The organism is Ruminiclostridium hungatei (assembly GCF_002051585.1).
Taxonomy (GTDB): Bacteria; Bacillota; Clostridia; order Acetivibrionales; family DSM-1351; genus Ruminiclostridium; species Ruminiclostridium hungatei.
Genome location: NZ_MZGX01000005.1, coordinates 1 through 23,794 on the forward strand (window position 1 = coordinate 1; position 23,794 = coordinate 23,794).

The following is a 23,794-nucleotide window of genomic DNA, read 5'->3' on the forward strand; positions in this document are numbered from 1 at the left end:
TAGCGGGGAGACTCATGAAGCCCTGCTGGGTTTTCAAAGAGGCTGTAAAGCAGCATTTGAAGGTGTAAAGAAAAATGGAACCGTTGGGAACCTTAAGCCGGTGGAACACTTCCAGGGCATTGAACCGACAGGGAAATTGGATCAGCGTACATATGCTGCATTACAGAAAGAAAAAAGTAAAAGGGTAACTGCAAATTACAGTACCCCTCCAAAGAAAGTTGAGAATGGAAATAAGGGGAAGGGAAAAACTGATACTAAAGATTTATCTAAACTTAAACCTGAAGATGTAACAAGGGAAATTGCTGAATGGTTAATAGCAAACCCGGTCAATGTATTTGCAACTCAACATCCATACCTTACACAATTCCTTACAGGAGTGCCTGTATTAGACCTGTTTTATGCAGGAGGATTTGTCATGGATGATGATGGCGTTTACCATGCCAGACAGGAATGGTCACTCCAGAGCTTTGAGTATTCAGGGTACAATGATTTTTATGATACTGTTTTTCATTACGCTACAAGTATGGCGAAAGAAAAATTCCAATTTAGTGACGCTGATGGCAACGATTATATTTTGTGGGCATGGAAAGGGGATTATCTGAACTTAGGCGCAGGAGCAGAAATGGGTATATATAAAAGAATGGTAGTTAACGGCACTAAGACGGAACACTGGCTTGTAGACCAAAGTCTTGCTATGCCGATGACATTAACATTGTACTATAATGGAAAACAAATAATATCTTATGATCCCAAGAAAGTTGATCCCAAAATATTTGATCCACTACGCAAAAACACTGATAAATGGTGGGTGACGGGCTTTAATCCGGATTATCAAGACGTAAAAGCCAGTCAGCTAAAAGCTACTTACACAGTCGACTTTTCTGGCAAACAAGATTTGTATAAGTATTTTATTAAATCAAAAGACTACTTGGACAGTATTGACCAGTGGTCGATATCGAAAGATAATAAATATAAACTAACATTTACATTTAAGTAGGGGGGAATAAATAGCCTATGCGTAAGCTAACAATTATCTCAACACTTATACTTGGTATGTTGTTTTTGAGTTCTTGTTCCTTGGGAGGTTTAAGAACAGAAATGCTTAACAGAGATAGCGATGAGACAAAAGCAAATGCACGATTGGAGCAAGTGATTGAAGCCATTAAAAGTAAAGACAAAGATGCTTTAAAATCTCTGTTTTCAAAAAAGGCTTTGGAGGAAGCTGTTGACTTTGATAGTAGCATGAATGACTTTTTTGATTTTTTCCAAGGTAAAGTTGATTCGTGGGAAAAACCAAGTGGTCCAAAAGTGTCCGAGACAAATGATTATGGACATGTAAAGAAAGAAGTCAGTTCATACTACTATGTAAATACCGATAAGCAAAAATACTTCTTTTTATTACGAGATTATCCAGTTGATACAGATCACCCTGATAATGTTGGCCTTTATTTGCTCTTGGTGGTAAAATCAGAAGATGAAGAAAAAATATGGGATGGTGACCAAAAGATATTATATGATGGTGACCAAAAGATATCACACGTAGGAATCTATATACCAATAAAATAACAAAAAATGGGGGTATCCCCATTTTTTATATTAACCGTCCAGGATTTATATTTTCTCGAAGTAGTCAAAGTGCAATGTAAATGGCAGTTTGCTTATTTGGTGAAGAACCTTATTTCTTAATAACTGGGATCCATATTTCGCTTTTGTAATCAGACGAGCTCAGATCACCGTTTGAGTACCACTCCACTTCTGGCGCTTCTGCGTGTTCATAACCGGAGGTGGGAAACCATTCGGAAAAAATCCGTCCCCATATATCTGCCATTGCTGTAGGCATGGGGCCGGTTATTTCAAATATGGCCCAGGTAAGACTTGGTATTTCAAGCCTGCTCATGGTTTTGGGACAATCTTTTTCCGTTATGGAGGCAATATAGTAATCAGTCGTGCTGTCTTCATACATTCCGCTGTATACACCCACCAGCCCATCCCCGAGCCCGGCGATTTGCCCGATTGTTGCAGCCGGTGTCTCACTCCACATCTTCCCTATGTTTTCACCCAAGCCCTCAACATGAGAAAATCTCCGCTTAATACCTACAACGGCGAAGGCATCTTTTTGCTCAATTCTGTAGTTCATCTCAACAACTCCTTTTAGTGATAAAGAGAATGTTATACGAGGATACGCCTTTAAGGATATGCCTTTTTCTCTTGCTTTTGACGGTATGATTCCATGCATTGCTATAAATGCACGAGAAAACGAATCAGGCGAATTATAGCCATACTTCAAAGCAATATCAATTATCTTTTCATTACCATTCTGCAAGTCAAAGGCCGCAAGGGTTAATCGCCGCCGCCTTATATACTCTGATAGAGGTACGCCGATAAGGAAACCAAACATGCGCTGAAAGTGATATTGAGAGCATAAGGCGATTTGTGCAATCCTTGCATATTCAATTTCGCGGTCAAGATTGCTTTCGATATAATCAATCGCTTGTTTCATGTTTTCCAGTGTATCCATATACTTCTCCTTTCACGTTAAGTATAATATAGGTTAAGAACAAATACCCGACAATATTTGCAAGTATTTGCAGGTTGGGGTGTTGATACGCTCATAATGGATATTATATAAATCAACTAAATTAACCTCTTACACCAAATGATTATTGAGATTATATACATAATAAACTGTAAGGAATTACACGTCAACAACTTTTACATAATCTTGAAGTTGCGATTTTACGGTGTTTTCAGCTCCACTGTCAACTTCCAGGGCCCTGCCAGGCTCAAACGGCATCTTTTTTGACCCTGGTTTTAAAGACGAACATGAATTTGTCAGTCAGTTTTCATCTGAGGATTATTTGTATTTTGACTTAATTCTTTTAATGTAATCAGTCGAGAAGGGAGGATTATAAAGGTCAGATAACTTAATGATAAGAAAGCTATGGAGGGTAAGACCTCAATAGTTGGAGGTAAAAATGAAAGTTCAAAACATTAAAATTAACAATATCCCTGCCATCATTTGGGGCGAAAAATCAGACAAGTCATATATTCATGTTCATGGAAAAATGTCTTGTAAAGAACATGCAGAGAATTTCGCTGAAATAGCAGAGAAAAAAGGCTATCAAACACTTAGCTTTGATTTGCCGGAACATGGTGAAAGAAAAGGGAGTGATTATCGTTGTGACATCTGGAATGGCATGCACGACCTTACTGTGATTGGTAATTACGTTTTTTCAATGTGGAGCGGTGTTTCATTGTTTGCTTGCAGCCTTGGAGCATACTTCAGTTTAAATACTTATACAGACAGAAATTTTATGAACTGTCTTTTTCAATCGCCTGTATTAGACATGGAATACCTTATTCAACAGATGTTTTGTTGGTTTAATGTAACAGAGGAAAAGTTATGCATGGAAAAAGAAATCCCTACTCCCGTTGATCTATTGCGTTGGGACTATTATCAGTATGTTAAAAAACATCCAATTAAAAAATGGAACATTCCAACCTCAATACTGTATGGAGGAAAAGACACTCTGCAATCAGCAGAAGTTATTCAAAAATTTGTGAAAGCACATGACTGCAAGTTGACAATATCTCAAAGCAGTGAACATCCTTTTATGCAAAAACAGGATATAGAGACAGTTTGTACATGGCTTGAAGAAAACGTATGAGCATAACATGAAACTGAGACAAGCAAGAATTTGCCGGACGGGGTTTGAACTGCTGATTATTTATATAATATACTTTTGTTATGGAGGAGCAGACATGGAAAAAAACAAAAACAATCAAGTGAAACTGTCATTAGGGTTATTTGTAGTGTATTTCCTGGTTTTAATCTGGATTATTTTATTTAAGATGCAAATTTCTTTTAATACTTTACCACATTTCAGAGGATTGAATTTGATACCTTTTGCCGGTTCTGTTATTAAAAATAATCAACTGGATTATAATGAGATAATTCTGAATATGATAGTGTTTATACCCTTTGGATTGTATTTGAGCATGATAAAGCTTAACTGGTCATTTTGGAAAAAAACCGTCTCAATCGCAGGTGTCAGCCTGTTACTTGAACTGTTACAATTCCTGTTTGAAATCGGAGGTACTGATATAACGGATTTTATTAGCAATACACTTGGAGGTGTCGCAGGAATAGGATTTTATATTGTGTTTTCTGAAATATTTAAAGAGAAAACAAACAAAGTTCTCAATATATCAGCCTTGATTGGAACAATATGCATTGTAATATTAGGACTGCTAATTTCCAGGGTGGTCACTTATAAATTTTAATTACGTTAAATTATATTCTTTTCAACTACGTATTGTATCAAGGAGCATAAGCATAATTAAATTCAGCGGGTAGTATTTTCTTACGAAGATACCCCGCTTTTTTTATGCCCTTTTTCAGTGCTGAAAAGTTATGTACCGGTCAAACGGAATAAACACGGCGTTTGGAAAACCGGCAGTTTATGTGAGGAGGCAATAGCGACCAGAGTTTTAAATTCCATAAAATACCACATATCAAACAAAAGTGTGGAAGAAAACGTATCATAGGTGATTATGCAAAATAAACCAAGATTATGCAAAATAAATCAAGAACTAAAACATATTGTGACAGGAGAAAAAATATGAACAATGTAATATTAAAAACCAACCAACTATGCAAAAGCTTTAAAAGCGGAACGCAGGAGCAGCGGGTATTAAAAAATCTGGATATTGATATCTATGAACAAGATTTCACCGTCATCATGGGTTCGTCCGGAGCTGGCAAATCCACCCTGCTTTACGCTTTGTCCGGAATGGACAGGGCGACAAGCGGAACCATCAGATTTTTTGACGCAGAAATTGCAAGCCTGAACAGCGACAAGCTGGCAGTATTCCGCAGACAGAACTGCGGTTTTGTATTTCAGCAAATGTTTTTACTGGACAACATGAGCATCCTGGATAATATTTTAGCCAGCGGTCTGCTCATAGGTAAGGACAGGAAGGCGATTGTAGCTTATGCGAAAGAACTGCTCACGAAGGTCGGCTTAACGGAAACCATTTGGAGAAAGTTTCCCACACAGCTTTCGGGCGGTGAAAATCAACGTGCCGCAATCGTCCGGGCATTGATCAACCAGCCGAAGGTGGTTTTTGCCGATGAACCCACCGGTTCTCTGAATTCTGCGGCGGGAAAAGCGGTGTTGGATGTCCTGACAGATGTAAACAACAGCGGTCAAAGCATCATCATGGTAACGCATGACCTGCATTCGGCCAGGAGAGGAAATCGGATTTTGTACATAAAAGACGGTGTCATCGGCGGTGAATGCAGCCTGGGCAAATATGTGAGCGGTGATAGACAGCGCCATCAGAAGCTTCAGGATTTCCTTCTGGAAATGGGGTGGTAACGTGTATAAATTATGGATGCTGGCCAGTGCGAATATACGGAAAACAAAATCAGTTTCCGCGACGCTTGTGGGAATGTTTATTATTGCGGCCTTTCTGCTGAATGCGGGGCTCTTGGTTGTTATCAATTACGGAGGCTTTTTTAACACCCTGAAGGAAGAACTTTTGCCTGCGGATGTTTACTACATGCTGCCGGATGCTCTTTACACAGATGAAGTAAAAGCCTATCTTGACGGAAATGAACATATCCCCGAAATGCAGGAAAATGACATGCTGCTCCTGGACTCAAAAATTATTTCCAAAGGAAAGGAACAGTCCTTTAATATCTTATTTAACAACATGGATGAGCAAAGAGAAATATCCAAATGGAAATTCGTCGGAGAACATTTGCCGGCAGAGGAAATGTCTGTTTATGTCCCGGATATTTTCAAAGCTGTCAGCGGGTATCAACTGAACGATAAAATCCAGCTTAAATTTGCCGATAAAAAAACAGCCGCCGAAAAAACCCTGTCATTTACGGTAAAAGGCTATACGGAAGACATCTTTTTCAGCTCCAGCGACACCGGGTTCATGGGATTTTACCTGACATCGGATACCTATAAAAAGGTAGCGGACATTATAAATAATCCCGAGTATAACATGCATGTGGTGTTTGCGAATCTGGATGCTGTGGATAACGCAAAGACAGTGGAAAGCGGAATCCGTGAAATTCTGCATTTGAATTCCGCTTCGCTGCTGGCGGCAGATGTGTCGTCCCTGTTTGTGGTGATTGATCTGGAACTGGTGGAAATGGCCCGCTGTATGATGGCCACAATGATTTCGGTCATGATGGTTGTTTTTTCAATGATTATTGTGATTGTATGCCTGCTGGTGGTACGTTTCAGAATCGTAAACAGCATTGAAGAAGACATCATGAAAATCGGCTCGTTAAAAGCAATCGGTTATACCAGCCGGCAGATTATTCTTTCGGTTATTTTGCAGTTTTTACTGCTGGCAGGTATGGGTAGCCTTGCCGGAATCGCACTCTCGTACCCCGCTCTCCCCGCAGTGGCCGCTGTATTTGAACAACAATCCGGACTGAAATGGGAACAGGCCTTTGACGGGGCAATCAGTTCATCCGCCCTTTTTACGTTATTGCTGATTGTTGTCCTGGTTGCCTGGATGGCCGCCCGTAACCTGAGCAGGCTGAGTCCCATCAATGCGCTGCGTGGCGAAACCACTGCGCGTAAATATAAGAGAAACCACTTGCCTCTGGAAAAGGCAAAGGGCCGGTTAACCGCTGTATTGGCTTTTAAGTCTGTTTTGCAAAGCATGAAGCAAAACATAATGATTGGGATTATTCTTATTGCGGTCACATTTGCCGGGACTTTCGGCGTGATTATGTTTTATAACACCACCATCGATACCAAAGCTTTCGCAGAAGTTCCGGGTATGGAAATCTGCAATGCAATCGCCGTGCTCAACCCGGAACAAGATCAAACTCAGGCAGTGAAAACCATCGAAAGCATGGAGACGGTCCGGAAAGTGCAATATCTGGATGAAGTGAAAATAAAGGTTGAGGGAAGTGAGGCTTCCGCTTATGTGATGGAGGATTACTCAAAAAAAGAATCCATGCTGGTGTATGAGGGCCGTTATCCCAGATCCCGCAATGAAATTACCCTGGCCGGCATACTGGCGGAAAGGCTGCACAAAACAATTGATGACACCGTCACCGTAAGCTTTGGCAATCAGGAAGATGTCTTTAAGGTAGTTGGCTTGTCAAACGGCTCCTCCATGGGCGGGCTGAATACTTCTATCCTGGCGGAAGACTTTAAACGGCTAAACCCGGACTTTAAGCAGCAAGCCTTATATATTTACCTGGACAAGGGAACCGATGCCGGCGGGTTCATTAAAAAATTAGAAGGCCGGTTTGATAAGAAGCTGTTGCTGGGAGCTGTAAATTTTGATAAAGAAATGGCTGACGGTATGGCTTCCTATCAGAACATAGTTGCCGCCATGGGGCTTGCAATGCTGGTGATTACCCTGCTTGTGGTTGTATTGGTCTTATATTTTGTAATCAGTTCCTCCGTGATTCGCAAAAAGCGGGAATTGGGGATTCAGAAAGCAATCGGTTTTACCACGTTTCAATTGATGAACCAGCTTGCAATCGGGTTTACGGTTCCAATCATCCTTGGAGCGGTTATCGGCAGCCTTTTAGGCGCATTTTATACCAATACACTTATGTCTGTATCCATGAAAGGCATGGGGGTTATGAGAGCCGGATTTATTGTGAACCCCTATTGGGTGGTCGCTTTCGGCGCGGCAACCATAATATTTTCCTACCTGTTGTCTCTTCTGATTACCTGGAGGATTCGCAAGATTTCCGCCTATGCGCTTGTTACGGAATAAGCTCTGTCGGCATGGACCCATGCCAGGGCATCAAAAAACCACAAGGCCGTTTGGGCCTTGCGGTTTTTTTTATGGAGATGACAGGGGCAGCCAGAGAGGTTCCCAGGCAGGAGCCGTCCGGATTCAGCAGGCAAAGACGATAATTGACTAAAAGATTTCCAATATATATAATGTAATTGTAATAATAACAACTTTGTAATGATTACAAATGCACAGCTTTCTATTTTGTGTAACAGGATGTGATTTTAATGAAGCCTTCATTTGAAGATTTAAAGAAAGAATTAAGGATGAAAAATATTCAGTTTTCATATCAGAGATTGAAGGTCCTGGAATATCTTACCCAAAATCAATGTCACCCAACTGCAGATAAGATATTCACAGACTTGCAAAAAGATATACCGACACTATCCAAAACAACGATTTACAATACATTGAAAATACTGGTAGAAGCAGGTTTGGTAAGGGTAATTAATATCGAAGACAATGAAACCAGATATGATATTATAGTTGAAAACCATGGACATTTTAAATGTGAATCCTGCGGAACGATTTATAATTTTAGTATTGATATTGATTTGTTGACTTCAGCAGATCTGAAAAGCTTCAGAATTAATGATAAAAATGTATATTTTAAGGGTATCTGTCCAAGGTGTCTTTCAAATATAAATAAAATTAAATGAAGGGGGCTTAATTATGGAAGAAATGAAATGCCCGGTTACAGGCAAAACAAGAAAAGCCATTTCTGATAGTGGCACTTCGAACAGAGAGTGGTGGCCGAACCAGTTGAACCTCAAAGTTCTTCATCAGAACACAGACAAGAGTAATCCGACTGGCGCTGACTTCAATTACGCGGAAGAATTCAAGAAACTTGACCTGGAAGCCTTGAAGAAGGATTTATATGAGTTGATGACCGATTCTCAGGAATGGTGGCCTGCCGATTATGGCCACTACGGTCCTCTCTTCATACGGATGGCGTGGCACAGTGCAGGTACGTACCGCACCGGCGATGGCCGCGGCGGCGGGGGCTCCGGGTCCCAGCGTTTTGCTCCTCTCAACAGTTGGCCGGACAATGCCAATCTTGACAAGGCTCGCCGCTTGCTTTGGCCGATAAAGAAGAAATACGGCAAGAAGATTTCCTGGGCTGACCTTATGATTCTTGCCGGCAACTGTGCTCTCGAGTCGATGGGATTCAAGACCTTTGGTTTCGGCGGCGGCCGCGAGGACATATGGGAGCCGGAAGAAGACATTTATTGGGGAGCCGAGAAGGAGTGGCTTGGCGACAAGCGCTACTCAGGTGAGCGTGATCTCGAAAATCCTCTGGCCGCCGTACAGATGGGCCTGATTTACGTGAATCCGGAAGGCCCCAACGGACAACCAAGTGCGGTCGCTTCCGGGAGAGACATTCGAGAAACCTTCGGACGTATGGGTATGAACGACGAAGAGACTGTGGCACTTGTTGCAGGCGGACATACCTTCGGCAAATGCCATGGTGCCGGTAATGCATCCCATGTAGGGCCGGAGCCTGAGGGCGCCAGTATCGAGGAGCAGGGACTGGGCTGGAAGAACAGTTTTCGCAGCGGTAAAGGCTCTGATACGATTACCAGCGGAATCGAAGGAGCCTGGACTCCAAACCCCATAAAGTGGGATAACGGCTATTTCGATACCCTGTTTGGATACGACTGGGATCTGGTCAAGAGTCCAGCAGGGGCCTGGCAGTGGGTTCCCACGGATGCAAGTGCAGCAGGTACTGTGCCGGATGCTCAAGATCCTTCCAAAAGGCATGCGCCTATGATGACTACTGCGGATCTTGCACTGAGGATGGACTCCATCTATAAACCGATTGCAAAGCGGTTCCATGAAAATCCGGGGGAGTTCGCAGATGCCTTTGCACGTGCATGGTTCAAGCTGACCCATCGCGACATGGGCCCTCGCTCACGATATCTCGGTCCGGAGGTTCCTGAGGAGGAACTGATCTGGCAGGACCCTGTGCCTGCAATAGATTATGAATTGATAGATGAACAGGATATTGCGGATATCAAAGGCAAAATCCTGGCATCCGGCCTTTCTGTCCCACAACTGGTTTCTACAGCATGGGCTTCGGCGTCTACATTCAGAGGTTCCGACAAGCGCGGCGGGGCGAACGGAGCACGTATCCGTCTTTCACCCCAAAAGGATTGGGACGTCAATCAACCGGCTCGGCTGAATACTGTGCTTCAGGTCCTTGAAAAGCTTCGGACGGAGTTCAATAATATTCAGTCAGGCCAAAAGAGGATTTCACTCGCCGATTTAATTGTCCTGGGTGGATGTGCGGGTATAGAGCAAGCCGCAAGGAATGCCGGACACAATTTAGTGGTGCCTTTTATACCTGGACGCACGGACGCATCCCAGGAACAGACCGATGTGAAGTCCTTCTCGGTGCTGGAACCGGTTGCAGACGGATTCCGAAACTATCTGAAAACCAAACTTTCCATATCAGCAGAAGAACTATTGGTTGATCGTGCACAACTACTGACATTGACCGCTCCTGAAATGACGGTTCTGCTTGGAGGCCTGCGCGTTTTGAATATCAATTTTGGTCAGTCTAAGCATGGCGTATTCACCAATAGGCCGGAAGCGCTCACAAATGACTTCTTCGTGAATTTGCTCGACATGAGCACAACGTGGAAGGCAACTTCCGAAGACAATAACGTATACGAGGGTCGTAACCGCAATACAGGTGAACTCAAGTGGACCGGTACCCGCGTCGATCTCATCTTCGGTTCAAATTCCCAGCTCCGAGCCATCGCGGAAGTCTATGCCTGCGACGACTCCAAGGAAAAGTTCTTGCAGGACTTTGTGTCTGCCTGGAGCAAGGTGATGAACGCAGATCGTTTCGATATTACATAAAATGGACCATAGGGACAAGGAAGAGGAATAAGAAGCAGAGGGGTAATTGGTATTATCCCTCTGCTTCCAACCACTCCTTTTCCTGGTTGAAAGCTGCAGAAAGCATTTATTGCTGTCAGCTTTCCGTTTTAGTAAGGAAGGAGCAGAAATGAATTTTCAGGGATTGATAATAGGAATAGTCGCATTTTTAATTATAGGACTGTTCCATCCAATCGTTATAAAATCTGAATACTATATAGGTAAAAAAGTTTGGCCGGTTTTTTTGATTGTGGGAATAATACTGATAGCATCATCGGTGTTCATTAATAATGCTACAATTTCTTCAATAACAGGTATTACTGGATTTGCTTCACTATGGAGCATACATGAACTTTTTGAACAGGAGGAACGTGTCAAAAAGGGATGGTTTCCAAATAATCAGAATAAAAGTAAGTAAAATGATTTATAATTTGAGAACAAGCGCGTATACCTCAAAGAAATAGGCCTCAGAATATACTTTTTGGCCTGTTTTTACTTTTTTATATGTCATTTAGGCTATAGTACTTATAAAGTATTATAGCTTTTAAATATACTCTTTTTAGAGTATGGGAAGTTATAAGGTTTTATTGAAATTCCAAGCACTTTTAATGTTTACTGTTCCTTGATTACCTGTGGGCAAATGAGAGTCAGGATAAATGGATCAAGATGAAGAAATTTAATGAATCTGCAAAAGCTGAAAAGCTTTTAGGTTGGGTCTATAATCCGGAAACTGTAAAAACTGAAATTGCTACTTTGGCGACTGTTGGTAAAAACATGGGTAATCCGCTGAACGAAGGTATCGTCAAGGTTTGCGCCGATGCCCGGAAGCAGGTTGATGATTTCTTAGCCTCACAGAAATAACTCATAATGAATAAACTCCGGAGCTGCCAGACAAGTTTATTTCAATTTCAGCTTAAAAAATATTTTTTTATAATGATTGGAAAAAACGCAAATATATGTATTTATACATGGTAGATAATGCAATATAAACCAGGATTAAAGACATTAGCTTATTGAAGAATGAAAGCCCCCTTTTGTTATGAAAAATATTGGAGAAAAACTGGCCTATAAGGGCATATAAAGCTGGTGCACCAAAAACAAGCATGGTAAAAAATATAGCCATATAAAAAATTTTAATGCCGGTGATATTCAATTGAGGAAAATAAATTGTTACAGCAGGTATTACAGCAATTATAGCCTTCGGATTGAAAAACTGCATAAGGAAGCCTTCACGTAATCCTATCTTCGTAAAAGCAGCTTTGTTTAAGTCAACCTCAGACATGAATATCTTATAAGCTAAATATAGCATATATATACCGCCAATCAAGCTGATAGGCCATAAGTCATAGGAGGTCAGCAGCAGGTTGCCAAAGTAGCCAATCAATATGTAAAGGGCAAAAATAGCTAAACTGACACCTGCATAAAAGGGTAATCCATCTTTGAACTTTCGGTTTAAACCAATATTAGCAGCGGTAATAGTTACAGGACCAGGTGTATACATAATGGTGATTGAATAAATTATCATTTGCAGCATTGTCTTACCTCCTGACTGGTGATACAATTGATTATAACTTATCTGTGCCGACTAATACAATTCATATATTGTATTAGTTACAAGTTTGCGAATTGTACTAGATACAATTGTTGGAAATATAAGATAAAAGAAGGTAATACAATGAAGCTGGATCAATATGGTAACGAAATAGGCTGGATACCCGAAATAGGTACAAGTGGGGATATACCCTTATATCAAGCTCTTGTGCAAGCGATACAAGATGATATTAATAAAGGGATACTGATGCGAGGCTATAAAATGCCGCCACAACGTGTACTTGCTAACCAACTTGGCATTAATCATGGTACGGTTACAAGAGCGTATAAAATTTGTGAAGAAAAAGGTTTGGTTAAAGGTATTGTCGGCAAAGGGACATTTATAGCTGCAAGCCCGGGTCTACCCATATCATTGTTAACGGATCATAAAGATACTGATTTGATTAGTTTAGGCATGGCAATTCCTCTTTATGAATGCAATCCTTTTATTGAAACACTCATTAAACAAGTCCTGGATTCCATGGATTATGGATTAACCATGACTTATTGTCCGCCGGAAGGACATATTAAACATCGCTATGTTGCAGCTAATTGGCTGATAAAGTATAAAATGAAGGTTGAGGCCGAAAACATTATCATTACCTCGGGAACACAAAATGCATTGTCTATTATTCTTATGACACTTTTTGAAAAAGGAGATAGAATTGTTGTTGATGAATACACATATACGGGCTTGATAAGCTTAGCAGCATATATGAAGGTTATTCTGGTTCCTGTTTTTGGGGATGAAGAGGGTATGGATATTGAAGAATTAAAGTCCACCTGTAAACGGGAACAACCTAAAGGCATATATATAATGTCAGATTATCAGAATCCCACCACAGTAACTTTGAGTGTTGAAAGAAGAAAAGCACTGGCGAAAGTTATTGAAGACAATAATTTACTGCTTATGGAAGACGCTACGTTCAGCTTTAGCCTGGAAAAGAAAATAAAGCCAATAAGCGCATATGTCCCCCAACAGAGTTTGTTTATAATGGGTACGTCAAAAGCCATAAGTCCTGCTTTTCGCATATCGTATATTGCTGCTCCGTCATCTCTGGTTGAAAAGTTGTCACATGGACTTAATAACATTATCTGGATGGCATCGCCATACACTTCAGAAATTGTATCACTTCTTCAATCAACCGGGTTGTATGAACGCATAGAAGAAGTAAAAATACAAATACTTAAAGTACGCAATAAGCGTTTCGATGAGATTATGACAGGATACCATGTATTACCGGCACCAACTTCATGCTATCGATTCATTCAGCTGCCAGGCAGCTATGATGATGTTGAGTTGGAATACCTGGCATTAGAAAAAGGAGTTCAAATTTTATCTGCCAATCGATTTTATGTGGGATCTAAACCTGAAAAACCAACGATTCGTCTGGCTGTCAGTGCGCCAAATACTCTGGAAGAACTGGAAACAGCACTAAATATTATCAAAGAATTACTTGATAATTACAGAAAGCGAAAAAGTTTTTACCCGGTCTTGTAATCTCCGGGAACTGCAAGAAGTTAATTACTTGTGTTATTTGCTGCGTGTGTGGAAATTAATTTTAATACCGGGAGGGAAAGTATTGTCAAACCATAGAATCTATACAATGAGCCTTGCAAGTGTGTATCCTCTTTATATTTCAAAGGCGGAGAAAAAAGGACGGACCAAGTCGGAAGTTGATGAAATCATATGCTGGCTGACCGGATATACCCAGGAGGAGCTGGAGGAACAATTAAAAAGACAAACAGACTTTGAGACCTTCTTTAAGTATGCTCCCCTCCCAAACCCCTCAAGAACTCTGATAAAAGGAGTTATTTGCGGTGTCAGGGTAGAAGATATAAAAGAGCCCACCATGCAGGAAATTCGTTATTTGGATAAGCTGATTGATGAATTGGCTAAAGGAAAAGCTATGGATAAGATACTTCGAGAAAAATAATAGCTTAGAGTTTAAATAAGGATGGTTTCCATGGAATAAATTACTTTCCGTGCCAAACCTGCCATAGCGGGCTGCTGCAGTATTTTTAGGAGTCGATGAATATGAAAAATTTAAAAGTTGCTTTATTACAGCTTTTACCTGAAGCTGCCTTGGACAGGAATCTGAAAAAAGGCTGGGATTTTTGCACAAAGGCCAAAGAAATGGGCGCAGACCTTGCATTGTTTCCTGAAATGTGGAGCGTCGGTTACAATATACCCGAAAGCTTTGAGGAATTGCATGCAAGCGCTGTATCTGCGGACGGTGAATTCGTCAGTTCCTTCGGCAGGCTGGCGAAGACCCTTGATATGGCCATAGGCATAACTTTTCTTGAAAAGTATGAACCGTTGCCCAGAAATACCCTCTGTTTGTTTGACCGCTTCGGAAACAAGGTGCTTACATATGCAAAGGTACATACCTGCGATTTCAGTGATGAGTGCCGGCTGACAGCAGGCGAGGATTTTTATGTTGCCGATTTAAATACTGCCCGGGGAGACATAAAAATTGGCGCAATGATTTGCTATGACCGGGAATTTCCGGAAAGTGCGAGGATTCTCATGTTGAAAGGCGCCGAGCTTATTTTGGTGCCCAACGCCTGCCCTTTGGAAATAAACCGCATTTCGCAGTTGCGGGCCAGAGCCTTTGAAAATATGGTTGGTATTGCTACAGTCAATTATCCCATGGGTCAGCCTGACTGCAACGGCCATTCTGCAGCGTTTGACGGGATTGCGTACAGACCTTCGGAACCTGGCTCCAGAGACACCCTTATTATTGAAGCCGGGGAGAGAGAGGGAGTTTATATAGCCGACTTTCCTATTGATGAAATCAGAGCGTACAGAAGGCTGGAAGTGCACGGAAACGCATACCGCCATCCCCGGAAATACAGCCTGATAGTTTCAGAAACCATTGAAGAACCGTTCATCAGGAAGAATTACAGGAAGTAGTAAAGGGTATTTGCTTTTTTGCAAATCAAAGAATGTATGGAGATTAAATAAAAAAGATAAGGCAATGTAGTCAGAAAAGCCCATAGCTCCCGTAGCTATGGGCTTTTCTGACGAATATCCACGTTCTGCGGAATACTTTAGGTTTGTCCCCTGACAAAGTATTATATTTTTCATAAAAGCTTAATTCACGAGAAAATTTTTAATGGATAATTTTAAAATTAATGACAAATATAGTATAATTAAATAAGTAATTGTAAGTATATTTGCTTTGAACCAATAAAAACAAAACTTTCACACTCTCTTTTTATCGTTAAATAAAACGACAATTCATAAAGTCAATTACGGTTGAAACCTTTGCTTTCCAGACCAATATGTGCTTTTAAGCATTTTATTTCACGGTTTCAACGGTTTGGGTTTTAAAGAGCCTGTACTTCAGGAGGCTTTGGCCTCAAGCCCAAACCAGCGGTTTCCAGCCGATAGCAATTGACTTTTCATACATGCAATAAAAACGAAACCGTTAATAATCAAGCAGAAAAAATAGATTTATGAAGCTGCCGCACATAAACATAAAGCTGTAATAAATCCGGCAGCGTGACCTGTGTTTCAAAAATGAGAAGCAAAAGATTGGGATATTGCCGGTTTCCCAAGTCCTTTGCGTAATCTCAGCTTTGAATATAAAGAAAAATTAACTGGAATGGAGGTGGATGTATGAAAGGTACTTAACTTAACCGTCTTTCTATTTATAACGGAGCGCAGAGATGACCCTATCGTATTCATAGACGATAACGGACAGGCACAGCTATATTGGAAATTCCAACCTTGACAGTATAATGTGACCTTGATGGCAGCTTCAGCTAGATTTAATTGACCTATTCACTGATGAAACAATAGATGCAACTGATTTTGCAGTTATGAAGCAATATTTGCCTGGGAAGATAAGTGATTTTCCCTGCTGATGTGTAATTCAGCTACAGATGGAGAAGGGATACAGGATAAGGAATCAAGCACCTGTTAGCCGGCGCAGATACGGTATCTGCACAGCAACTATATTAAAAAAGGAGAGTTGATTTATGAGAAAGAAAAGTTTTAAAGCCTTATCGGCGGCGCTTGTTGTCTTTATGACAGCGCTTGTGATTTGCTCGGCAACGGTTAATGCCGCTACTCCAACGGGTAAAAGGTTAAAGGATATTCAAAGCAGAGTTCTGATAGGAACCGAATTCCCCAGTGGTTTTACCACAATGTCTGATTCTTCCGCATTTCTCAGCACTGCCACTCCAGAGTTTAATCTGGTAACTGCTGAAAATTGTATGAAATGGGATGCAACAGAGTCCTCCCAAAATAATTTTAACTTTGCTGAAGGAGATAAGCTTGTTAATTGGGCTCAAACCAATAATTATACGGTTCACGGACATACGCTGGTCTGGCACAATCAGACTCCAGGCTGGGTACAGAATCTCAGTGCCAGCGCTATGCAGTCTGCCATGTACAATCATATCGACAAGGTAATGGCCCACTATAAAGGCAAGATTCCAATCTGGGACGTAGTTAACGAAGCCTTTGAGGACGATGGAAACTACAGGAATTCCTTCTGGTACAGAACCCTGGGTAAAAGCTATATTGAAAATGCATTTATCCGGGCTCGTGCTGCCGACCCCAGTGTAAAGCTGATATACAACGACTACAATCTTGAGTATACCGGCAATAAGTCCAACGCTGCCTATAATATGCTCAAAGATTTTAAAAGCCGCAATATACCTGTGGACGGAATCGGCTTTCAGATGCACCTGGATATACAATACTCAATTGACTATAATGACTTTGCCAGGAATTTACAGCGTTTTGCAGATTTAGGACTTGAAATATATATAACCGAGATGGATGTACGTGTATCCAGCAATCCCACAGCGGCGGAACTGCAAACTCAAGCCGGCTACTACAAGAATATCATCGAGAAGTGTATGGCACAGCCGGCAGTGAAGGCCATCCAGGTATGGGGCTTCACCGACAAATATTCCTGGGTGCCCAATACGTTCCCCGGCAGAGGTGCGGCTTTGCTGTTTGACTCCAACTATAATCCTAAACCGTCTTATTATGCAATGCAGGCCGCTTTGGGCTCTTCAACCCCCACAATAGTATATGGTGACGTTGACGGCAGCGGCAGTGTGGATGCTGTAGATTATTCACTCATGAAGCAATACCTGCTGGGGTCAATAACCAAATTCCCGGCTGAAAACGGTATGGCAGCCGCAGATCTTAATGCCAGCGGAACAGTAGATGCTTTGGACTTTGCCATCATGAAGCAATATCTGCTTGGAATTATACCCAAGTTACCTGTCGGTGTGTGATAAAGTTAATAAAAGCTGAAACATAAAATTCCCGCTGATTTTTGTCAAAAAAGGTGGCCGGCAGTGTATTCGCTGCTGGCCACCTTTTGGGTTTACCGACATGATTTTTATAATCTAGGGTAAGACGCAGTTGTTTCTTCCTTGACAAAGTAAAAAAAACAAATTAAAATAACATATGTTATATAACGTATGTTATTTTAAGGAGAAGTTTCACTATGCCGCCCAAAATAAAAATTTTTAAAGAAAACATAATAGAGGCAGCATTTACCTTGACCAGGGAAAGAGGTTGGGAATATATAAATGCCCGCAGTCTGGCTCTTCAACTCGCCTGTTCTACCCAGCCCATATTCCGTGTTTACAAGGATATGGCAGAATTGAAAAGGGATTTATTCTCTTATGCCGAAGGCTTCTATAACGAGTATATCCAAGGCCGGATTAATCCGGACAATATTTTTTTAAGCATTGGTATGGCCTACATAAGCTTTGCCAAAGAGGAACCTAACCTGTTCAGGATGATTTTCATGAATAATCATTTTAAGGTCAATAACTTTATAGAAATGACGGATGGGGATGAGAATGCCATGATTGCTGCAGGAATTGCGGCAGCAAACAACATAGGGATAGAGGATGCCAGGCTGCTCTATGCAGAGACCTGGTTATTCACCCATGGTATCGCTTCTATGCTGGTGACAAATAGCTGCGCTTTTCAGGAAAAAGAGACGGAACAAATGCTCCGCAATGCATTTACCGGGTTCTTAAGACAAATAAGGGAGGCAAGAGGAAATGGATAATAAGAAAAATATCATCCGATTAAGTGCGGTTATTATAATATGTTTGTCCTGTCTGATCCGGGTTCCCGCCATAGCCATGATTATAGCGATTCCATTCTGGATTGTTGAAAAAAGAAAAAGCCGTAAGAAGCAGGAGAATATAGAAATTGCACCTCAAAGTATTCTGGAGGGTTTCAAAAAAGCAGGCTGGCTGATCTTATTGCCTGTGGTGAGCGGAGTGACGGCAGTGCTTCTTTCAAAGCTCATCATGCCTGATTTTTACATACATGTTTTAGAGCGCACCAAACCCATACTGGTTTTTGATAAGCTTCCTGTGTTGATTATACAACTGCTTATTTTAGCATTTGCGGAAGAAGTGGTTTTCCGTGGCTTCCTTCAAGCCCAGATGAGTACCAGGATAAAGCCGGCTTATGCCATTGCCGTCACCTCATTCTTTTTTTCCATCGCCCATTATTCTTCCGGTGCAATTAATATTGTGCTCTACGATTTGTTTTTCATTTTTGTAGACAGCATATTGTACGGTATTATATTTGAGAGGACAAAAAGTGTCTATGCCTGCTGGAGCTCACATTTTCTGGCTAATGCGGTGGGGGTGGGGATTGTCTTATTTTTAGTCTGATAAATAAGATTTTGAGCGGAGGGTTTTTATGCTGATTGATATTCACGCCCATGCAGCAGGAAATTACGGCACAGTAGATTCAATAAAAATTATGTCCCGGAAGTACAATATTGAGAAAATCGTTTTATGTACGAGCCCCAAGAATATGCAAAAGCTTAAGGCGCCGCCGGGCATGCCTTTTAAACAGAAGCCCGACAGCATTTATATGATGAACAGGATGAACCGGCTGGCTTATAACCATTTTTTCAAAGGTAACGGAGATGGCAATCAATTTGTCTGTGAATTGAAGAACCAGCTACCCGGGCTGATTATCCAGTTTCTTTGGGTAAACCCGCTGGATACCGGACACATGAATAGTCTGGAAACCAGTATTCGTACATATCGGCCAAAGGGAATAAAACTACATCAGGCATGGAATCCGTTTAAGATAGACGGCAGAGAATTTAAAAATCTGGTGGACATTGCCTCTTCAAACAAATTGCCGGTTTTCATTCACTTATATTCCAAAAAGGAGGTCCTGAAGCTGCTGCGCTTTATAAGGGAGAACCAAAGCGCCGTATTTATCATCGGGCATTTGACCGGTACGGACCTCTTCTGTGAAAGTGGCGTAAACCTGAAAAACGTCTATTTTGATACTTCAAGCTCCGGAAGAATCCAGGGCAGTGATATTAAGCACGCAATTGACGCTTTCGGCTATGAACATATTGTTTTTGGTACAGATACGCCTTATGCGGGCATTGATGAACAGCTTGACAGGCTTGAACGTCTGAAGCTGTCTGATAATGCAAAAGAGCACATTTATAGTCTGAATGCGAGAAACATTTTAAAGTTGCAGGATTAGTATGTCTGGCGGTTCCCCAGCATATATCTGGAAAAGTCAAGTGCGGCCTGTGCTTCCCTGTCCAGCTTTCCCTCATCTGCACCGTTGCTGATATCACGCCAGACCTTAATATTCGATCCGACAGTTCCGCCCATTCTGACGAAGGGTTCCATAACAACGCTGCCGGTATAAGCTATATCGGCCAGGGCCTCACCAATTTCGTTCCATGGGACTCTTCCCCTGCCGGGAACTTTCCGGTTACATTCGCCGGTGTGCAAATGTCCCAGGTAAGGGCCTGCAGTCCTGATTGCGCCTCCCATGCTATCTTCCTCGATATTCATATGGAAGGTATCAAGCATTACCCTCACATTGCCATGCCCAACCTGTTTTACAAAATCTACTCCCTCTTGTGCAGTGTTAATCAAATAATTTTCAAATCTGTTAAGAACCTCAAGGCAGAAATTCACTCCACAAGCCTCAGCCACTTTGGCTACCTCACGAACACCTTCAACACTGCGTTCCCAATCTCCTTTTTTGTCAATGGCTTTTGTATAATCCACCGGCCAATAGGAATATAAAGCCCCGCCTATCAAAGGCACATCCAGCTTGTAAAGACGCTGGAGCAAATCGGTATAAAAGGCCAGGGCATTTTTGCGAATTTCAGGATCGGCAGAAGACAGGTTTTGCCCTGCACCGGGCCCATGCCCCACTGTAAGAGTAATTCCATTGCCTCTGGCACATGCTCTCAGTTCATTAATCTGATTGTCACTATAAAAAGGTATAGGTGAAGCTGCTATTTCCAGGATATCAAAACCAAGTTTTGCAACCTTTTCGATATAGTATTTATAGTCAGCTTCCCATTCTTGCTCCCAATATGCATAATAGATACCGTATTTCATGTTGCTCCTCCTTAAAGGCAAAGGTTTTATTCGGCAGGCTCAAGTATTACGTTGGCATTGCGGAGGATGCTGCGAACTTCGCTCACATCCACCTGAGCGGGGTGGATATCCTGCCGGACTGCCAGTGCAGCACCCACACCTGCGGCCTCTCCTATGGCCATGCAGGTAGGCATAACCCTTGCGGAGCTCATGACTACTGCATCCAGAGAAGCACATCTGCCGCTGAACATGAGATTGTCAATATCCTTGCTTACTGTACAGCCGTATGGGATACCGTACGGCCTTATGCGCTTGACAATAGTGCCTGCACCGTTGCCCTCATGTATGTCAATGATGTAAGAACCCAGAGCTACCGTATCTTCCGGAACATCTCCAACCATGATTTTTTCCTCTGTCAATTCACAGAGCCCTGCAAAACGGCGCGTTTCACGGATACCCATTGAAGGATATATCCGGGTTATGTAGCAGTTTTCAAATCCGGGAACATACTTTTTGAGAGTTTCCACCAGCTTTGGAATCTGTAAATGCCCCTCAATTTCTGAACGCGTCAAATCCAGTACATCACTGCCGTTTACTCCCAGGTGCCGGGTAGAATTAATGTGTACCTCTCCGGGAATCAGGCTTTTGATGTAGATAAGGGTATCCCGGTCAACCGGCAATTCGCCTTTTGCTTTAAGTTCCAGGAAGAGTTTGCGCAAACCCACCATGACATGGTGTGGGTTTGAACGGAAAAACTCAGCGTTGTACTTGTCAAAGTCACACTCAATGGTACTGCATAACCGCATCTGTTCAGGATCACTTGCGATGAATTCTATTGTTTTGTCGGTATTAACATTGCCCAAGGTAAACATAAGGGTAGGCGGCTGTAATGCACCTGTGCCCTTTTGACCCATGTTGTAGGCAGCACCGGCCATATAACCCATGTCGCCGTCTCCGCTGGCATCTATAAAGACAGCAGCTTCTACAATAATATGATAACCCTTTCCAAATAACGTGACTGTTTTAATCCTGCCATTATCTACGTTGGTATGGATGATTTCGGTATGCAGCAGTATTTCTACGCCTGCGTTGAGACACATTTCAAATGCAACGACTTTAAAAATCTCATGATTGTAAAGAGTCACTGAATTGTGCATAGGGCAGGGATAATGAGCTGTACAGGCATTACGTTTTACCAGTTCATCAACAAGCTCCTGTGCAATACCTGCAGTCACAGGTTTACCATCTTTGTCCAGATATCCAAGCAACGGTAAACCTATGGTTAAATTGCCGCCAAGATATCCATTCTTCTCTACCAGAAGTACCTTCGCACCATTTCTGCTTGCTGCGATTGCTGCAGGGATGCCGCCCGGGCCGCCGCCAATGACAACCACATCATATTTTTTTTGGAGGGTTTTCATAGTTTTTCTCCTTCATTTATATAGTTTTTTGTTTTATTAATCCTTGATAACTGCACCTTGCTCAATCAGAGTATTCCGAAGCTTAACAATATCCACATTCTCGGGACAAACGCCGCTTTTAAGTGCTATTGCGGCGGCTGTGCCTGCCGCCTGCCCCATAGCTATGCATGCAGGCATGACCCGATAGCTTGCTGCGGCCTCCGAGGAACCACATATACTGCGTCCTGCAACAAGCATATTGTCACAGTTCTCAGGAAGCAGGCAGCGGTAGGGTATGGTGTAGTATCTGTCAACACAGGTAAATGTAACACCACCCCCCGTTGAATTGTGTATATCAATGGCATAGCCGAAGGTACATATTGCATCGTCAAAATGCTTGCGAGAGAGTATATCCTCTGCTGTAAGCTCGTATTTTCCTACAATATGTCTTGTTTCACGAACTCCCAGTGCAGTAGCCACCTGAATTAGCTGAACCTCCTCACAGCCGGGAAGGTATTTTTTCATAAATGCAACGATTTCCTGCACCTGACGTCTGCCTTCTATAAGAGCTTTAGTTATATCTGAAGTCTTTGTAGCATCAATATATGCAATACGAGTGGTATTAATCTTCCATCTTCCGGGTATATTCTGTTCATAGTTACCCAGCTCATTGCGGTCAAGCGTCCAGTCACCGTTACGTCTGGCTTCTTCTACATAATGTGCAAAGCAATTGGCAGTGTGGCTGTCCAAATTGGATTTATTGGCTTCAAGCTCACTTAAATATTTATCACGGTCAATATTGCCAACCTCAAAGAAAAGAGTGACAGGCTGCATAACGCCGGTTTCCTTTTTGCCAAGCCATGTGGGAACCCCTGCAAAATAAGCCGCATCAGCATCCCCGGTGCAATCTATGAATAGCTTTGCACGAATTGCCGCAATACCTTCCTTCATATTGACGATTACATAATCCAGCTTTCCATCCTTGGTAATACAATCAGTGACCTGTACATTGAAGAGCATTTGTGCCCCTGATTCCTGAAGCATCTCTTCCATTACCACCGCAAGCACCTCCGACTGATATGGAGTAACATGTCTATGGCTTGCCATATAGTATGAAGAATAAGAAGTCATACCTTCCACCTTGGAAGGATGAATAGCACCACCGCGGGCCTCAGTCCGAATGCAGAGTTCATCAAAAATGCCCTTTACCAACTGTTCCTCGGCATCATTATCGTAGCAAGTCATAAATGGGCCCACCAGACCTGCCGTAGCCATACCACCAAGCATGCTTAAACGCTCAATTAAAAGTGTGGCAGCTCCGTTGCGTGCTGCTGCAACTGCTGCGCCGAAGCCCGCAGTGCCGCCGCCTATCACAAGGACATCTGTTTCTATTACGGTTTTGACGGTTTTTGTGTATTGAATTTCACTCATGCTATCCTCCTGAAAACCTGATTATTTATGTTAACAAATTAAATAACAGTGCATGTTTTAACGTCGTCCTCGTGCGGCATACAGACCACTGTCACAACGAGTCAAATCAACTGATGAAAGGAGAAGTATTTATTTTTAATATAGCATGTAATACTTTCAAGTCAACAGAACAGAAAAAGGAGTGAAGAATAGTGATAGGTTTCAAACAAATAGTACATTGCTTCATATTATATATTTACATAAAATATGGAATATATTCCAGGATATATTATATTATGTGGAATTTGCACCTCCTAAAGCTAAACAAAGTTCTAGATATCGTAATTTACAAT

21 protein-coding genes and 1 pseudogene are annotated in these 23,794 nt (G+C 41.9%); 17 read left to right on the top strand and 5 right to left on the bottom strand.

Annotation, left to right across the window (positions count from 1 at the left end; translation table 11 throughout):
• Window positions 1-997: pseudogene (locus CLHUN_RS04725) on the top strand (DUF4474 domain-containing protein); the annotation flags it as partial.
• Between the two features lie 17 nt (window positions 998-1,014).
• Window positions 1,015-1,566, top strand: a complete 552-nt coding sequence (locus CLHUN_RS04730; protein WP_080063422.1) for a DUF5104 domain-containing protein — start codon at window positions 1,015-1,017, stop codon at window positions 1,564-1,566.
• A gap of 109 nt (window positions 1,567-1,675) precedes the next feature.
• Here CLHUN_RS04730 and CLHUN_RS04735 read toward each other — a convergent pair whose 3' ends face one another.
• Window positions 1,676-2,518 (bottom strand): AraC family transcriptional regulator, encoded by an 843-nt coding sequence (locus CLHUN_RS04735; RefSeq protein WP_080063423.1) that lies wholly within the window; start codon window positions 2,516-2,518, stop codon window positions 1,676-1,678.
• Window positions 2,519-2,975: 457 nt separating this feature from the next.
• Here CLHUN_RS04735 and CLHUN_RS04740 point away from each other — a divergent pair, with 457 nt between their 5' ends.
• The 8 genes from CLHUN_RS04740 to CLHUN_RS04775 all read left to right on the top strand — a co-directional run bounded on the left by CLHUN_RS04740 (window position 2,976) and on the right by CLHUN_RS04775 (window position 11,532).
• Window positions 2,976-3,668, top strand: coding sequence for an alpha/beta hydrolase (locus CLHUN_RS04740; protein ID WP_080063424.1), 693 nt, complete (start codon window positions 2,976-2,978; stop codon window positions 3,666-3,668).
• Between the two features lie 94 nt (window positions 3,669-3,762).
• Window positions 3,763-4,284, top strand: a complete 522-nt coding sequence (locus tag CLHUN_RS04745; RefSeq protein ID WP_080063425.1) for a VanZ family protein — start codon at window positions 3,763-3,765, stop codon at window positions 4,282-4,284.
• Between the two features lie 338 nt (window positions 4,285-4,622).
• The gene (locus CLHUN_RS04750) at window positions 4,623-5,381 is read left to right on the top strand and encodes an ABC transporter ATP-binding protein (protein ID WP_080063426.1); all 759 of its coding nucleotides are present in this window, start codon (window positions 4,623-4,625) and stop codon (window positions 5,379-5,381) included.
• Window position 5,382: 1 nt separating this feature from the next.
• Window positions 5,383-7,767 carry an ABC transporter permease gene (locus CLHUN_RS04755; RefSeq protein ID WP_080063427.1) on the top strand — a complete coding sequence of 795 codons (2,385 nt, stop codon included), beginning with the start codon at window positions 5,383-5,385 and terminating at the stop codon, window positions 7,765-7,767.
• A 248-nt stretch (window positions 7,768-8,015) separates the two neighbouring features.
• A complete protein-coding gene (locus tag CLHUN_RS04760; protein WP_080063428.1) occupies window positions 8,016-8,447 on the top strand; it encodes a Fur family transcriptional regulator in 432 nt (143 codons plus the stop codon).
• Window positions 8,448-8,460: 13 nt separating this feature from the next.
• Window positions 8,461-10,653 (top strand): catalase/peroxidase HPI, encoded by a 2,193-nt coding sequence (gene katG, locus CLHUN_RS04765; protein ID WP_080063429.1) that lies wholly within the window; start codon window positions 8,461-8,463, stop codon window positions 10,651-10,653.
• 148 nt (window positions 10,654-10,801) lie between these two features.
• A complete protein-coding gene (locus CLHUN_RS04770; protein WP_080063588.1) occupies window positions 10,802-11,089 on the top strand; it encodes a DUF4491 family protein in 288 nt (95 codons plus the stop codon).
• A 248-nt stretch (window positions 11,090-11,337) separates the two neighbouring features.
• Window positions 11,338-11,532: a DUF3502 domain-containing protein gene (locus CLHUN_RS04775; protein WP_080063430.1), complete on the top strand. Its 195-nt coding sequence runs from the start codon at window positions 11,338-11,340 to the stop codon at window positions 11,530-11,532.
• A 67-nt stretch (window positions 11,533-11,599) separates the two neighbouring features.
• On the opposite strand, the gene CLHUN_RS04780 is transcribed toward CLHUN_RS04775, so the two are convergent.
• Window positions 11,600-12,205: a LysE family translocator gene (locus tag CLHUN_RS04780; RefSeq protein WP_080063431.1), complete on the bottom strand. Its 606-nt coding sequence runs from the start codon at window positions 12,203-12,205 to the stop codon at window positions 11,600-11,602.
• A 141-nt stretch (window positions 12,206-12,346) separates the two neighbouring features.
• Between CLHUN_RS04780 and CLHUN_RS04785 the strand changes: the two genes are divergently transcribed.
• The 7 genes from CLHUN_RS04785 (at window position 12,347) to CLHUN_RS04815 (ending at window position 19,774) form a co-directional block, all read left to right on the top strand.
• Entirely contained in the window at window positions 12,347-13,762 is a 1,416-nt protein-coding gene (locus tag CLHUN_RS04785; RefSeq protein WP_080063432.1) for an aminotransferase-like domain-containing protein, read from the top strand.
• 82 nt (window positions 13,763-13,844) lie between these two features.
• On the top strand, window positions 13,845-14,198 hold the full coding sequence (locus CLHUN_RS04790; protein ID WP_080063433.1) for a DUF2200 domain-containing protein: 354 nt from the start codon (window positions 13,845-13,847) through the stop codon (window positions 14,196-14,198).
• 101 nt (window positions 14,199-14,299) lie between these two features.
• Window positions 14,300-15,178 carry a carbon-nitrogen hydrolase family protein gene (locus tag CLHUN_RS04795; RefSeq protein WP_080063434.1) on the top strand — a complete coding sequence of 293 codons (879 nt, stop codon included), beginning with the start codon at window positions 14,300-14,302 and terminating at the stop codon, window positions 15,176-15,178.
• 1,070 nt (window positions 15,179-16,248) lie between these two features.
• The gene (locus CLHUN_RS04800) at window positions 16,249-17,523 is read left to right on the top strand and encodes an endo-1,4-beta-xylanase (RefSeq protein ID WP_080063435.1); all 1,275 of its coding nucleotides are present in this window, start codon (window positions 16,249-16,251) and stop codon (window positions 17,521-17,523) included.
• A 215-nt stretch (window positions 17,524-17,738) separates the two neighbouring features.
• Window positions 17,739-18,314 (top strand): WHG domain-containing protein, encoded by a 576-nt coding sequence (locus CLHUN_RS04805; protein WP_080063436.1) that lies wholly within the window; start codon window positions 17,739-17,741, stop codon window positions 18,312-18,314.
• Window positions 18,307-18,933: a CPBP family intramembrane glutamic endopeptidase gene (locus CLHUN_RS04810; RefSeq protein WP_080063437.1), complete on the top strand. Its 627-nt coding sequence runs from the start codon at window positions 18,307-18,309 to the stop codon at window positions 18,931-18,933. Before CLHUN_RS04805 ends, CLHUN_RS04810 begins: the two co-directional genes overlap by 8 nt.
• Before the next feature lie 28 nt (window positions 18,934-18,961).
• The gene (locus CLHUN_RS04815; RefSeq protein ID WP_080063438.1) at window positions 18,962-19,774 is read left to right on the top strand and encodes an amidohydrolase family protein; all 813 of its coding nucleotides are present in this window, start codon (window positions 18,962-18,964) and stop codon (window positions 19,772-19,774) included.
• On the opposite strand, the gene CLHUN_RS04820 is transcribed toward CLHUN_RS04815, so the two are convergent.
• The 3 genes from CLHUN_RS04820 to CLHUN_RS04830 are packed head-to-tail and all read right to left on the bottom strand — an operon-like array spanning window position 19,771 to window position 23,462.
• A complete protein-coding gene (locus tag CLHUN_RS04820; RefSeq protein WP_080063439.1) occupies window positions 19,771-20,652 on the bottom strand; it encodes a D-psicose 3-epimerase in 882 nt (293 codons plus the stop codon). The two genes, CLHUN_RS04815 and CLHUN_RS04820, sit on opposite strands and share 4 nt — an antisense overlap.
• Before the next feature lie 26 nt (window positions 20,653-20,678).
• Complete coding sequence (locus tag CLHUN_RS04825) at window positions 20,679-22,052, bottom strand: FAD-dependent oxidoreductase (RefSeq protein ID WP_080063440.1); 1,374 nt, start codon at window positions 22,050-22,052, stop codon at window positions 20,679-20,681.
• Window positions 22,053-22,088: 36 nt separating this feature from the next.
• Window positions 22,089-23,462 carry an FAD-dependent oxidoreductase gene (locus tag CLHUN_RS04830; protein WP_080063441.1) on the bottom strand — a complete coding sequence of 458 codons (1,374 nt, stop codon included), beginning with the start codon at window positions 23,460-23,462 and terminating at the stop codon, window positions 22,089-22,091.
• Window positions 23,463-23,794 lie beyond the last annotated feature (332 nt).